General features: G+C 50.7%; 14 protein-coding genes. All 14 read left to right on the top strand.

Annotated elements, in window-relative coordinates:
• Window positions 1-68 precede the first annotated feature (68 nt).
• The 14 genes from rpoC (at window position 69) to rpsC (ending at window position 12,903) form a co-directional block, all read left to right on the top strand.
• Window positions 69-3,689, top strand: a complete 3,621-nt coding sequence (gene rpoC / locus NLX71_RS19485) for a DNA-directed RNA polymerase subunit beta' (protein ID WP_254365433.1) — start codon at window positions 69-71, stop codon at window positions 3,687-3,689.
• 149 nt (window positions 3,690-3,838) lie between these two features.
• Entirely contained in the window at window positions 3,839-4,090 is a 252-nt protein-coding gene (locus NLX71_RS19480) for a ribosomal L7Ae/L30e/S12e/Gadd45 family protein (protein WP_254365432.1), read from the top strand.
• A 123-nt stretch (window positions 4,091-4,213) separates the two neighbouring features.
• Window positions 4,214-4,633 carry a 30S ribosomal protein S12 gene (gene rpsL / locus NLX71_RS19475; RefSeq protein WP_254365431.1) on the top strand — a complete coding sequence of 140 codons (420 nt, stop codon included), beginning with the start codon at window positions 4,214-4,216 and terminating at the stop codon, window positions 4,631-4,633.
• A gap of 47 nt (window positions 4,634-4,680) precedes the next feature.
• Entirely contained in the window at window positions 4,681-5,151 is a 471-nt protein-coding gene (gene rpsG / locus NLX71_RS19470) for a 30S ribosomal protein S7 (RefSeq protein WP_254365430.1), read from the top strand.
• A 35-nt stretch (window positions 5,152-5,186) separates the two neighbouring features.
• A complete protein-coding gene (gene fusA, locus NLX71_RS19465) occupies window positions 5,187-7,262 on the top strand; it encodes an elongation factor G (RefSeq protein ID WP_254365429.1) in 2,076 nt (691 codons plus the stop codon).
• A gap of 32 nt (window positions 7,263-7,294) precedes the next feature.
• Window positions 7,295-8,485 (top strand): elongation factor Tu, encoded by a 1,191-nt coding sequence (gene tuf, locus NLX71_RS19460; protein ID WP_254365428.1) that lies wholly within the window; start codon window positions 7,295-7,297, stop codon window positions 8,483-8,485.
• Between the two features lie 246 nt (window positions 8,486-8,731).
• Window positions 8,732-9,040, top strand: coding sequence for a 30S ribosomal protein S10 (gene rpsJ, locus NLX71_RS19455; RefSeq protein ID WP_006212922.1), 309 nt, complete (start codon window positions 8,732-8,734; stop codon window positions 9,038-9,040).
• A 54-nt stretch (window positions 9,041-9,094) separates the two neighbouring features.
• Window positions 9,095-9,721 (top strand): 50S ribosomal protein L3, encoded by a 627-nt coding sequence (gene rplC, locus NLX71_RS19450; protein WP_090674746.1) that lies wholly within the window; start codon window positions 9,095-9,097, stop codon window positions 9,719-9,721.
• A gap of 24 nt (window positions 9,722-9,745) precedes the next feature.
• On the top strand, window positions 9,746-10,369 hold the full coding sequence (rplD, locus tag NLX71_RS19445) for a 50S ribosomal protein L4 (RefSeq protein WP_254365427.1): 624 nt from the start codon (window positions 9,746-9,748) through the stop codon (window positions 10,367-10,369).
• On the top strand, window positions 10,369-10,665 hold the full coding sequence (gene rplW / locus NLX71_RS19440) for a 50S ribosomal protein L23 (RefSeq protein ID WP_010498877.1): 297 nt from the start codon (window positions 10,369-10,371) through the stop codon (window positions 10,663-10,665). Before rplD ends, rplW begins: the two co-directional genes overlap by 1 nt.
• Before the next feature lie 26 nt (window positions 10,666-10,691).
• On the top strand, window positions 10,692-11,522 hold the full coding sequence (gene rplB, locus NLX71_RS19435; protein WP_254365426.1) for a 50S ribosomal protein L2: 831 nt from the start codon (window positions 10,692-10,694) through the stop codon (window positions 11,520-11,522).
• Between the two features lie 39 nt (window positions 11,523-11,561).
• Window positions 11,562-11,843 carry a 30S ribosomal protein S19 gene (rpsS, locus tag NLX71_RS19430; RefSeq protein ID WP_090674738.1) on the top strand — a complete coding sequence of 94 codons (282 nt, stop codon included), beginning with the start codon at window positions 11,562-11,564 and terminating at the stop codon, window positions 11,841-11,843.
• Between the two features lie 45 nt (window positions 11,844-11,888).
• Window positions 11,889-12,224, top strand: a complete 336-nt coding sequence (gene rplV / locus NLX71_RS19425; protein WP_010498872.1) for a 50S ribosomal protein L22 — start codon at window positions 11,889-11,891, stop codon at window positions 12,222-12,224.
• Window positions 12,225-12,237: 13 nt separating this feature from the next.
• The gene (gene rpsC / locus NLX71_RS19420) at window positions 12,238-12,903 is read left to right on the top strand and encodes a 30S ribosomal protein S3 (protein WP_254365425.1); all 666 of its coding nucleotides are present in this window, start codon (window positions 12,238-12,240) and stop codon (window positions 12,901-12,903) included.
• Window positions 12,904-12,905: the final 2 nt, after the last annotated feature.

The raw sequence follows: 12,905 nt of genomic DNA, 5'->3' as shown, positions 1-12,905 counted from the left end.
AGACGTAAGTCATGGGCATATGCCCGCACACAGAATTTGCTGCACAAAACATGGAGGAGGGTTGCTCCTTGATCGACGTCAATAATTTTGAGTACATGAAAATCGGATTGGCTTCCCCCGACAAGATCCGTTCGTGGTCCAGAGGCGAAGTGAAGAAGCCGGAAACGATCAACTACCGAACGTTGAAGCCGGAAAAGGAAGGCTTGTTCTGCGAGAAAATCTTCGGGCCGACCAAAGACTGGGAATGTCATTGCGGTAAATATAAACGCGTCCGTTACAAAGGCGTCGTCTGTGACCGATGCGGCGTAGAGGTTACTCGCCAAAAAGTTCGCCGCGAGCGCATGGGCCATATTGAACTGGCTGCGCCGGTTTCGCATATTTGGTACTTCAAAGGCATTCCGAGCCGCATGGGGCTTGCGCTTGACATGTCTCCCCGTTCGTTAGAGGAGATCATCTACTTCGCATCCTATGTTGTAACGGATCCGGGAGATACGCCGCTGGAGAAAAAACAGCTGCTCTCCGAGAAAGAATACCGCAGCTATCGCGAAAAGTACGGCTATGCGTTCCAAGCTGGCATGGGCGCCGAAGCGGTGAAGAAGCTTCTGCAGGACATCGACATCGAGAAAGAAGTCGATACGCTGAAGGAAGAACTGAAGACCGCACAAGGGCAACGCCGCAACCGCGCAATCAAACGGTTGGAAGTCATGGAAGCGTTCCGTAACTCGAAAAATATGCCGGAGTGGATGGTGCTGGACGTACTGCCGGTCATCCCTCCGGAGCTCCGTCCGATGGTGCAGTTGGACGGCGGACGTTTTGCGACTTCCGACCTGAACGACCTGTACCGCCGGGTAATTAACCGGAACAACCGTCTGAAAAGACTGCTCGACTTGGGCGCTCCCGACATTATCGTGCAGAACGAGAAACGGATGCTGCAGGAAGCCGTAGACGCCTTGATCGACAACGGTCGCCGCGGCCGTCCAGTAACGGGTCCAGGTAACCGTCCGCTCAAATCGCTCAGCCATATGCTGAAAGGGAAACAAGGCCGTTTCCGTCAAAACCTGCTCGGTAAACGGGTTGACTATTCCGGCCGTTCCGTTATCGTCGTCGGACCGAGCCTGAAGATGTACCAATGTGGGCTCCCAAAAGAAATGGCGCTTGAGCTGTTTAAGCCTTTCGTTATGAAGGAGCTTGTCAACAAAGGTCTTGCACACAACATCAAGAGCGCGAAGCGCAAAGTAGAACGCGTTAGCCCGGAAGTATGGGACGTGCTTGAAGAAGTTATCAAAGAGCATCCGGTCCTGCTTAACCGTGCCCCCACGCTTCACCGTCTCGGGATTCAGGCGTTTGAGCCGATCCTGGTCGAAGGGCGCGCGATCAAGCTGCATCCGCTCGTATGTACGGCCTATAACGCCGACTTCGACGGAGACCAGATGGCCGTTCACGTGCCGCTGTCTGCAGAAGCGCAAGCAGAAGCTCGCGTCTTGATGCTGGCTTCGGGGAACATTTTGAACCCAAAAGACGGCAAGCCTGTCGTTACGCCTTCGCAGGATATGGTTCTCGGCAGCTTCTACTTGACGACCGATAATAGGCAAGCGAAAGGCTCGATGACGATTCTTCGCACCGTTTCTGAAGCCGTGTCCCTGTATCATCGCGGAGATGCTTCGCTTCATGCCCGCGTAGCCATTCCGGCCAAAGCGCTCGGGAAAACGAGCTTTACGCCGGAGCAGCAAGAAGCGATGCTTATTACAACGGTCGGAAAAATCATCTTTAACGAGATTTATCCTACGGACTTCCCGTACATCAACGAAGCGACCAAAGCGAACTTGTTGAACGGACCGTCGGATACCTATTTCGTATTCGAAAAAGGCGAAGACATCCGCAAAAAGATGGAAGAGCTGCCGGAGACGAAGGCCGTAGGTAAAGACTACCTCGGCACAATCATCGCTGAATGCTTCCGCCGTTACCATACGACGCAAACGTCGGTGACGCTGGATAACATTAAGCAGCTTGGCTTTACCTACTCTACACGGGCAGGAATCACGATCGCGGTGGCGGACGTTACCGTTCCGCAGGAGAAGGATCAAATTCTTCTAGAGTCCGACGAGAAAGTCAAGGTCGTGACGAACCAATACCGTCGCGGTCTGATAACGGACGACGAGCGGTATGAACGCGTCATTGCGATCTGGAGTAAAGCGAAGGATGAAATTACCGACATTTTGATGAAGTCGCTTGATAAATACAACTCCATTAACATGATGGTAGAGTCCAAGGCGCGCGGTAACAAATCGCAGATCACCCAGCTTGGCGGAATGCGCGGTCTGATGGCGACGCCGACAGGCCGGATCTACGAATTGCCAATCAAATCGAACTTCCGCGAAGGCTTGACGGTCTTGGAGTACTTCATCTCCACGCACGGTGCGCGGAAAGGTTTGGCCGATACGGCGCTTCGTACCGCTGACTCCGGTTACCTGACCCGCCGTCTTGTCGACGTAGCGCAGGACGTCATCGTGCGCGACGAGGATTGCGGTACCGACAAAGGCTTCCTGGTTAGCCGTATTCAAGACGGCAAAGAGGTTATCGAGGATCTGTACGACCGGATCGAAGGTCGCTATTCCTTCGAAACGATCCGCGATCCGAAGACCGGTGAAGTCATTGTTTCCCGCAACGATCTGATTGATGCAGGAAAAGCCGACCGGATTATTGATGCCGGCATCGAAAAAATACAGATTCGTTCCGTACTTAGCTGCCGCTCCAAACACGGGGTGTGCAAGAAGTGTTACGGACGTAACCTGGCGACAGGCCAGCACGTTGAGATCGGCGAAGCCGTAGGCATTATCGCGGCGCAATCCATCGGGGAACCGGGAACGCAGCTGACGATGCGTACGTTCCATACCGGGGGCGTTGCGGGCGACGATATCACCCAAGGTTTGCCGCGGATTCAGGAGCTTTTCGAAGCGCGGAATCCGAAAGGGCAAGCGACGATTTCGGAGATCGACGGCGTGGTAAAAGAAATTCGCGAAGCCAAAGACCGTCGGGAGATCGAGGTTCAAGGCGAAGCAGAATCCAAGGTGTACTCCATCTCTTACGGTTCCCGTATCCGGGTCTCCGTCAACCAGAACGTAGAGGCTGGCGACGAGCTGACCGAGGGTTCGATCGACCCGAAAGAAATGCTGCGCATTAAAGGGATCCGCGGCGTGCAGAACTATATTTTGCAAGAGGTTCAGCGCGTGTACCGGAACCAAGGGGTGGAAATCAACGACAAGCACGTTGAGGTTATGATCCGCCAGATGCTGCGTAAAATCCGTATCGTCGATGCGGGCAATACGACGCTACTTCCAGGCTCATTCGTGGATATCCACGAATACGAGGAAGCGAACAAAGTGGCTCTCTTTGCGGGCGAAGAGCCTGCAGTAGCGAAGCCGGTGCTCCTCGGGATCACCAAAGCGTCGCTGGAGACCGACTCGTTCCTGTCTGCGGCATCGTTCCAGGAAACCACCCGGGTTCTTACCGATGCGGCGATCAAAGGTAAAGTCGACAAACTGCTCGGCTTGAAGGAGAATGTCATCATCGGGAAGCTGATTCCAGCCGGTACGGGGATGTCGAGATACCGCAACATCCGTATCACCGACCCGAACGCCGTTCCGCTGGATGAAGAAATGACCGAGGCGGAAGCTGTAACGGTAGAATAAAGCATCTCATAGACTTGCCTTTAAAGTTTGAATTGAAAAATCTTGTTTAAAGGCAAGTCTTTATTCTTGACAGGGTATAATTGAAGTGCTAATATATCAAAGTGTGCCATTTTAGAGGCTCGTCACCTGGCCCTTGGAGGGGTTGTCACATGTCTTATGATAGAGTGAAGCAGGCAGCGAAACTGACTATTGGCACGAAGCAAGCGATGAAAACGGTGGAGCAAAGTCAAGCCACGGAAGTGTTCATTGCAAAAGATGCAGATCCGCGAATTACGATAAAAATAGTTAACCTCTGCAAGAAATTCGGGGTTAAAGTGACATACGTGGACTCCATGAAAATGTTAGGTAAAGCGTGTGGAATCGATGTAGGCGCAGCTGTGGCTGCGGTGGTGAATGAATAGACGTTTTTGTCCGAGAAACAGTGATGGATCGAGGGCAAAAACTTTTCCTTTGTTCATTTACGACTCGCCTGGATCTGTGGGCTTGAAAATTGCAACATCATTACAATGAAGGAGGTGGCCAATATGCCAACAATTAACCAGCTCGTTCGTAAAGGACGTCAAGCTAAAGTTGTAAAATCCAAATCCCCTGCTCTTCAAAGAGGCTTCAACGCTCTGAAAAGAGAAGTAACGGATCTGAGCTCCCCTCAAAAACGCGGTGTGTGCACTCGTGTAGGTACGATGACGCCGAAGAAACCGAACTCCGCACTTCGTAAATATGCGCGTGTTCGTTTGACCAACCGTGTCGAGGTTACAGCTTACATCCCGGGTATCGGACATAACCTGCAAGAGCACAGCGTGGTTCTGATTCGCGGAGGTCGGGTAAAAGACCTTCCGGGGGTACGTTACCATATCGTTCGCGGTGCGCTTGATACTGCAGGCGTGAACAACCGTAAACAAGCTCGTTCCAAGTACGGCGCGAAACGCCCGAAAGTGAAGAAATAATGAGTAGGAATCTAATCTAATGAACTTTTTGAGAAAGGGGGATAACTATGCCTCGTAAAGGTCCAGTTACTCGCAGAGACGTATTGCCAGATCCGGTGTATAACAGCAAGCTTGTTACCCGTTTGATCAACCGCATCATGATTGATGGTAAAAGAGGAGTAGCACAACAACTGCTTTACAATGCTTTCAATCTGATTCAAGAGCGTTCAGGTAAAGAGCCGATGGAAGTTTTCGAACAAGCCATCAAAAACATCATGCCTGTTCTCGAAGTTAAAGCCCGCCGTGTGGGGGGAGCTAACTACCAAGTGCCGATTGAGGTTAGACCTGAACGCCGCACGACGCTCGGACTGCGTTGGCTCGTCAACTACTCCCGCCTGCGCGGTGAGAAGACGATGGAAGAAAGACTGGCGCAAGAGATCATCGATGCAAGCAACAACACGGGCGCTTCCGTTAAAAAACGTGAAGACACGCACAAAATGGCTGAAGCCAACAGAGCGTTCGCGCACTATCGTTGGTAAAATTTTATTCCTATCAATAGGAAGGAGACAACCTGATGGCAAGAGAGTTCTCCTTAAAAGATACGCGTAACATCGGGATCATGGCGCATATTGATGCCGGTAAGACGACCACGACCGAGCGTATTCTGTTCTACACAGGCCGTTTGCACAAAATCGGTGAAGTTCACGAAGGTGGCGCAACGATGGACTGGATGGAGCAGGAACAGGAGCGCGGAATCACGATCACGTCCGCCGCTACAACCGCTCAATGGAAAGGTCACCGCATCAATATTATCGACACCCCGGGTCACGTTGACTTCACCGTTGAAGTTGAACGTTCCCTGCGCGTATTGGACGGAGCAGTAGGCGTATTCAGTGCCAAGGAAGGCGTTGAGCCGCAGTCGGAAACCGTTTGGCGTCAAGCGGACCGTTACGGCGTTCCTCGGATTGCTTACGTCAACAAGATGGATATCATCGGCGCAGACTTCCTGGGTGCCGTACAGCAAATGCGCGACAAATTGGGTGCAAATGCCGTTGCCATTCAACTGCCGATCGGTGCCGAGAGTGATTTCAAAGGCATTATCGATCTGGTTGAACGAGTCGCCTATATCTATAAAGACGACCTTGGTAAAGACGTTGAGCAAAGCGAAATCCCGGAAGACTACAAGGAAAGAGTCGAAGAGCTCCGTACAGAGCTTATCGAGAAAGTTGCCGAGCTGGACGAAGAACTCACAATGAAATACCTCGAAGGCGAAGAGATCACCGTTGATGAAATCAAGGCTGCCCTTCGTAAAGGGGTATGTGAAGTGAAAATCTTCCCGGTTATCTGCGGATCTTCGTACAGAAACAAAGGCGTACAGCCTATGTTGGATGCCGTTGTTGCGTACCTTCCATCCCCGATCGACGTACCGGATATCAAAGGTACGTTGGAAGACGGAACGGAAGTTGTGCGCAAATCCTCCGACGAAGAGTCTTTCTCAGCGCTGGCGTTCAAAATCATGACAGACCCGTTTGTCGGTAAGTTGACATTCTTCCGCGTATACTCCGGTGTCCTTAACTCCGGTTCCTACGTGGTCAATGCAACGAAAGGCAAGCGTGAACGGATCGGCCGTATTCTCCAAATGCATGCGAACAGCCGTCAAGAAATCAGCGTCGTATATGCTGGTGATATTGCAGCTGCCGTAGGCTTGAAGGATACAACGACCGGCGACACCCTTTGCGACGAGAAAAACCCAGTTATCCTGGAGTCGATGAACTTCCCAGAGCCGGTTATCCAACTCGCGGTTGAGCCGAAAACAAAAGCCGACCAAGACAAAATGGGTATTGCTTTGGCAAAACTGTCCGAAGAAGACCCGACCTTCCGCGCTCACACGGACGAAGAAACAGGCCAAACGATTATCGCAGGTATGGGTGAGCTTCACCTTGAGATTCTCGTTGACCGTATGCTTCGCGAGTTCAAGGTAGAAACCAACGTGGGTAAACCGCAGGTTGCTTACCGCGAAACATTCCGTCAAGCGGCCAGAGTCGAAGGTAAATTCGTTCGCCAATCCGGTGGCCGCGGTCAATACGGACACTGTTGGGTGGAGTTCGAACCTCTTGAGGCGGGAACAGGCTTCCAATTTGAGAGCAAGATCGTCGGCGGTGCGATTCCGAGAGAATACGTTGCGCCGATCCAAGCTGGTATCGAAGAGTCGATGAAAAACGGCGTGTATGCAGGCTTCCCGCTTGTAGACATCAAAGCTACCGTTGTCGACGGATCTTACCATGATGTTGACTCCTCCGAGATGGCGTTTAAAATCGCAGGTTCCATGGCCCTCAAAGCCGCTGCGGAAAAATGCCGCCCGGTTCTGCTTGAGCCAATCATGAAAGTGGAAGTTACCGTACCGGAAGAGTACATGGGCGACGTTATGGGCGACCTGAACTCCCGCCGCGGACGGATCGAGGGTATGGATACTCGACACGGAGCTCAAATCATTCGTGCGAAAGTGCCTCTCTCCGAAATGTTCGGTTACTCCACGACACTACGTTCCCGTACGCAAGGTCGCGGCGTATACTCGATGGAAATTTCCCATTATGAAGAAGTGCCTAAGTCCATTGCAGACGAAATCGTCTCCAAGCACAAAGGCGCCTAATATATTTAGTTATTTAAGGAGGCAATCTACTCATGGCAAAAGCGAAATTTGAGCGTAATAAACCGCACGTTAACATTGGTACCATCGGTCACGTTGACCATGGTAAAACAACTTTGACTGCTGCAATCACGACTGTATTGTCCAGAAAATACGGCGGTGCTGCTGTAGCATTCGACCAAATCGACAAAGCTCCGGAAGAGCGCGAGCGCGGTATCACGATCTCCACTGCGCACGTTGAATATGAAACTCCTAACCGTCACTACGCACACGTTGACTGCCCAGGCCACGCTGACTACGTTAAAAACATGATCACTGGTGCGGCTCAAATGGACGGCGCGATTCTGGTTGTATCCGCAGCTGACGGCCCTATGCCGCAAACTCGCGAGCACATCCTGCTGTCCCGCCAAGTAGGCGTACCTTACATCGTCGTATTCCTCAACAAATGCGACATGGTTGAAGACGAAGAGCTTCTTGAGCTGGTTGAAATGGAAGTTCGCGACCTGCTCAACGAGTATGAGTTCCCGGGCGACGACACTCCAATCGTTCGCGGTGCAGCTCGTGAAGCATTGCAAAACCCAGACGGTCCTTGGGCTGACAAAATCGTTGAGCTGTTTGAGCACATCGATTCCTACATCCCGACGCCTGAGCGCGCCACTGACAAGCCTTTCTTGATGCCGGTAGAGGACGTGTTCACGATCACTGGTCGTGGTACCGTAGCTACAGGTCGCGTAGACCGCGGTGTAGTTAAAGTCGGTGACGAGATCGAAATCATCGGTCTGGTTGAAGAAACTCGCAAATCCGTTGTTACGGGCGTAGAAATGTTCCGTAAGCTTCTGGATTCCGCTCAAGCGGGCGACAACATCGGCGCACTGCTTCGCGGTGTAGACCGTAAAGACATCGAGCGTGGACAAGTTTTGGCTAAACCGGGTTCGGTTAAACCGCACACGAACTTCTCCGCTCAAATCTACGTTTTGACTAAAGAAGAGGGTGGACGTCATAAGCCGTTCTTCACTGGCTACCGTCCGCAATTCTACTTCCGTACAACGGACGTTACGGGTATCATCAGCCTGCCAGAAGGCACAGAGATGGTTATGCCTGGCGACAACATCACGGTAACGGTTGAGCTGATCGCTCCGATCGCTATCGAAGAAGGTACTCGCTTCGCTATCCGCGAAGGCGGCCGTACCGTTGGTGCCGGTGCCGTTGCTTCCATCACGAAGTAATCCTAGTCTCCGGACTTTGCCCTTCATCTCTATGAGATGAAGGGCTTTTTAATTTTTTTAGGCAAATGTCGAATTTTTTCTTGCTTTTTGCTTTTGCTTTTAATATAATAGTGAACGTTGGTCTGTGACGTTGCGATGATGTGAGAGGTTGCTGACACACCCGGCCCCTTTGCCATAAGGACGGCGTCAGGAAATTTTCACGGAGTATGTCCGATACTAAATTGGACGATAGAAGGAGGGAATACTATGGCAAAGCAAAAGATTCGTATTCGTTTGAAGGCTTATGATCACAGAGTGCTGGATCAATCCGCAGAGAAGATCGTGGAAACAGCCAAACGTTCCGGTGCAGGAGTGTCTGGTCCGATTCCGCTTCCGACCGAGAAGCAAATCATCACGATTCTGCGCGCGGTTCACAAGTACAAAGATTCGCGTGAGCAATTCGAAATGCGCACACATAAGCGTTTGATCGATATCGTCAATCCGACGCCGCAAACCGTTGATGCGCTGATGCGTCTGGACCTGCCGTCCGGTGTGGATATCGAAATCAAACTGTAATATACGTTTGTGGATAAATAAGCGACAAGCAAGAGAGGAAAAGAGGTGTCAACGATGACAAAAGGTATCTTAGGTAAAAAGCTTGGGATGACTCAAGTATTTACGCCGGAAGGATTGGTTGTGCCGGTAACTGTAATCCAAGCGGGTCCTTGCGCAGTGCTGCAGAAGAAGGATTCGGAGAACGACGGTTACGAAGCCATCCAAATCGGTTTTGCCGATAAGAAAGAAAAGAACGCGAACAAACCTGAGTTGGGCCATGCGAAAAAAGCGGGCGCAACGCCTAAGCGCTACGTTAAGGAGCTTCGCGGCGTTCAGATTTCTGAGTATGAAGTTGGCCAAGAAATCAAAGCCGACGTATTCTCCGAAGGTGAATTCGTTGATGTAACAGGAACGTCCAAAGGTAAAGGATTCCAAGGCGTTATCAAAAGACATAACCAATCCACTGGCCCGATGTCTCACGGTTCCCGTTACCATCGTGGTCCGGGTTCGATGGGTTCCATCCAGGCTAACCGTGTTCCGAAAGGTAAGAAATTGCCGGGTCACATGGGTACGGAAACCGTTACGATTCAAAAGCTCGAAGTTGTGAAAGTAGACGTTGAGCGCAACGTTCTTCTGATCAAAGGCTCCATTCCGGGTCCTAAAAATAGCTTCGTTACGATAAAGTCTTCGGTGAAGAAGTAAGAAAGCAGGAAAGGAGGATAACAAATGCCAAAAGTAGCAGTGTTTAATGTTAGTGGTACCCAAGTAGGCGAAGTGGAACTCGCGGATAGCGTGTTCGGAATCGAGCCGCACGTTCATGTATTGAATGAAGCGGTATTGATGCAGCGTGCGTCCCTTCGTGCCGGTACGCATAAAACGAAAGGTCGTTCCGAGGTTCGCGGCGGTGGCCGTAAACCGTGGAAACAAAAAGGCACAGGTCGTGCTCGTCAAGGTAGCATCCGCTCTCCGCAATGGAAAGGCGGCGGTACCGTTTTTGGTCCGACACCTCGCAGCTATGCCTACAAACTGCCTAAAAAAGTTCGTCGTTTGGCAATCAAGTCCGCGTTGTCTTCCAAGGTGAAGGCGAGCGAAATTATCGTGCTTGACCAATTGCAATTGGCTCAACCGAAAACGAAAGAATTTGTAGCGATTTTGAATAACCTCAAAGTGGATCGTAAAGCTTTGGTTGTGACGGCTGCTTATGACGAAAACGTAGCATTGTCCGCACGTAACATTCCTGGCGTGAAGTTTGTTGCTGCCGAAGGGATTAATGTGCTTGATGTTATGGTCTACGACAAGCTGATCATTACGAAGGATGCGGTGCAAAAGGTAGAGGAGGTGTTTGCGTAATGAAGAACCCTCGCGATATTATCAAGCGCCCGGTCATTACCGAACGTTCCAGCGAAATGATGGCGGAAAAGAAATATGTGTTCGAAGTAGACATCCGTTCGAATAAAACGGAAGTCAAACAAGCGATCGAGCAAATCTTCAAAGTAAAAGTAACGAACGTAAATACGCTCAGAATGCCGGCGAAGCCGAAGCGTTATGGCCGTTATTCCGGATACACGTCCGAGTGGAAAAAAGCGATCGTCACTTTAAGCGCAGACAGCAAAGAGCTGGAGTTCTTTGAAAACTCGCAAGTTTAATTTTTTGAAGTAAGGAGGGAATCCACGTGCCAATTAAAAAATATAAACCAACCTCTCCTGCAAGACGTGCGATGTCGGTTTCTACTTTTGAAGAAATCACAACATCCACACCGGAGAAATCGCTTTTGGCTCCTTTGAGCAAAAAAGCGGGTCGGAACAACCAAGGTAAAATTACGGTTCGTCACCAAGGCGGCGGACACAAACGTAAATACCGCATCATCGATTTCAAACGGAACAAAGATGGAATACCTGGTCGCGTTGCTACAATCGAATACGACCCGAACCGTTCCGCTAACATCGCATTGATCCACTATGTGGATGGCGAGAAACGCTACATCATCGCTCCAAAAGGCTTGAAAGTGGGCGACCAAATCGTATCCGGTCCAGGTGCTGACATCAAAATCGGTAACGCGCTTCCTTTGGAAAACATTCCGGTAGGTACGGTTATCCACAACATCGAGCTGAAGCCTGGCAAAGGTGGACAATTGGTTCGCGCAGCCGGTACGGAAGCTCAATTGCTTGGTAAAGAAGAGAAGTATGTAACGGTTCGCTTGTCTTCCGGCGAAATGAGAAAAATCCTCAAAGTTTGCCGCGCGACTATCGGTTCCGTAGGTAACGAAGATTACGAACTTGTGAAAATCGGTAAAGCCGGCCGTTCCCGTTGGCTCGGTCAAAGACCGGAAGTTCGCGGTTCCGTTATGAACCCGAACGATCACCCGCACGGTGGTGGTGAAGGTCGCTCCCCGATCGGACGCAAATCCCCGATGTCTCCATGGGGCAAACCGACGCTCGGATACAAAACGCGGAAGAAAAACAAAGCTTCCAATCAATATATTGTACGTCGCCGCACGAAGTAATTACTTTTTCGGTTCGGTTAAAGAAGGGAGGAACGAAGAATGGGTCGCAGTTTGAAAAAAGGGCCTTTCGTAGATGGCTACCTTTTGAAGAAAGTCGAAGGCATGAACGTTGAGGGTGTGAAGAAGCAAGTGATCAAAACTTGGTCTCGCCGCTCCACGATTTTCCCGCAATTCATCGGTCACACGTTCGGTGTGTATGACGGCAGAAAGCATGTTCCGGTATACGTAACGGAAGACATGGTCGGACATAAACTCGGTGAGTTTGCACCAACCCGTACTTACAAAGGGCACGACGATGACAAGAAGACGGGTAGACGCTAGGCTCGGAACCTACAGATCAGTTTGTGAATGAGAGGAGGTACATCCATGCAACAAGCTAAAGCTATTGTAAGATACGTTCGAATTGCTCCGCGCAAAGCGCAACTCGTTGTTGACTTGATCCGCGGCAAGCAAGTGGGCGAAGCGATCGCCATCCTGCGTCACACGCCGAAAGCGGCTTCCCCGATCGTTGAGAAATTGCTCAACTCAGCTATTGCCAATGCGGAGCATAACTACTCCATGGATCCTAATAGTCTGGTGGTTTCGCAAGTATTTGTGGACCAAGGCCCGACTTTGAAAAGATTCCGCCCTCGTGCGATGGGTCGTGCGAGCCGCATCAATAAACGTACCAGCCACATTACATTAGTGGTATCTGAAAAATAAGGAGGGACAACGTGTGGGTCAAAAAGTAAACCCGGTAGGACTTCGTATCGGCATTATCCGTGATTGGGAATCCAAATGGTACGCCGGTAAAGATTTCGGCGATTTGCTGATGGAAGACGTAAAAATCCGTGAATATTTGAAACAAAAGTTGAAAGAATCTGCCGTTTCCCGCATTGAAATCGAGCGTGCCGCTAATCGCGTGAACGTGACGATTCATACGGCGAAGCCAGGCATGGTTATCGGTAAAGGCGGTTCTGAGGTTGAAGTTATCCGCGGTTATCTGACTAAGCTGACGAACGGCAAAAAAGTACACATCAACATCTCTGAAGTAAAACATCCGGAACTGGATGCGATCTTGGTTGCAGAAAGCATTGCACAACAATTGGAGCGTCGCGTATCGTTCCGTCGTGCACTGAAGCAAGCGATTCAAAGAACGATGAGAGCCGGTGCAAAAGGGATCAAGACATCGGTCAGCGGTCGTCTGGGCGGAGCGGAAATCGCCAGAACGGAAGGTTACAGCGAGGGTACGGTTCCTCTTCATACATTGCGTGCGGACATCGACTACGGTACGGCAGAAGCTCACACCACTTACGGTCGGATCGGCGTAAAAGTATGGATCTATCGTGGCGAAGTTCTTCCAACGGCTAAGAAAAAGGCTGCTACGGAAGGAGGCAACTAATC

It is taken from the genome of Paenibacillus sp. MZ04-78.2 (assembly GCF_024213375.1).
Classification (GTDB): Bacteria; Bacillota; Bacilli; order Paenibacillales; family NBRC-103111; genus Paenibacillus_G.
Note: the sequence above shows the minus strand (reverse complement) of the source record. Positions and strands in the feature narration are given on the sequence as shown.

Bases quoted from the DNA above. Each gene is read 5' to 3' on its own strand.
- NLX71_RS19480 (WP_254365432.1), top strand. From the start codon at position 3,839: ATGTCTTATGATAGAGTGAAGCAGGCAGCGAAACTGACTATTGGCACG.
- rpsL (WP_254365431.1), top strand. From the start codon at position 4,214: ATGCCAACAATTAACCAGCTCGTTCGTAAAGGACGTCAAGCTAAAGTT.
- rpsG (WP_254365430.1), top strand. From the start codon at position 4,681: ATGCCTCGTAAAGGTCCAGTTACTCGCAGAGACGTATTGCCAGATCCG.
- fusA (WP_254365429.1), top strand. From the start codon at position 5,187: ATGGCAAGAGAGTTCTCCTTAAAAGATACGCGTAACATCGGGATCATG.
- tuf (WP_254365428.1), top strand. From the start codon at position 7,295: ATGGCAAAAGCGAAATTTGAGCGTAATAAACCGCACGTTAACATTGGT.
- rpsJ (WP_006212922.1), top strand. From the start codon at position 8,732: ATGGCAAAGCAAAAGATTCGTATTCGTTTGAAGGCTTATGATCACAGA.
- rplC (WP_090674746.1), top strand. From the start codon at position 9,095: ATGACAAAAGGTATCTTAGGTAAAAAGCTTGGGATGACTCAAGTATTT.
- rplD (WP_254365427.1), top strand. From the start codon at position 9,746: ATGCCAAAAGTAGCAGTGTTTAATGTTAGTGGTACCCAAGTAGGCGAA.
- rplW (WP_010498877.1), top strand. From the start codon at position 10,369: ATGAAGAACCCTCGCGATATTATCAAGCGCCCGGTCATTACCGAACGT.
- rpsS (WP_090674738.1), top strand. From the start codon at position 11,562: ATGGGTCGCAGTTTGAAAAAAGGGCCTTTCGTAGATGGCTACCTTTTG.
- rplV (WP_010498872.1), top strand. From the start codon at position 11,889: ATGCAACAAGCTAAAGCTATTGTAAGATACGTTCGAATTGCTCCGCGC.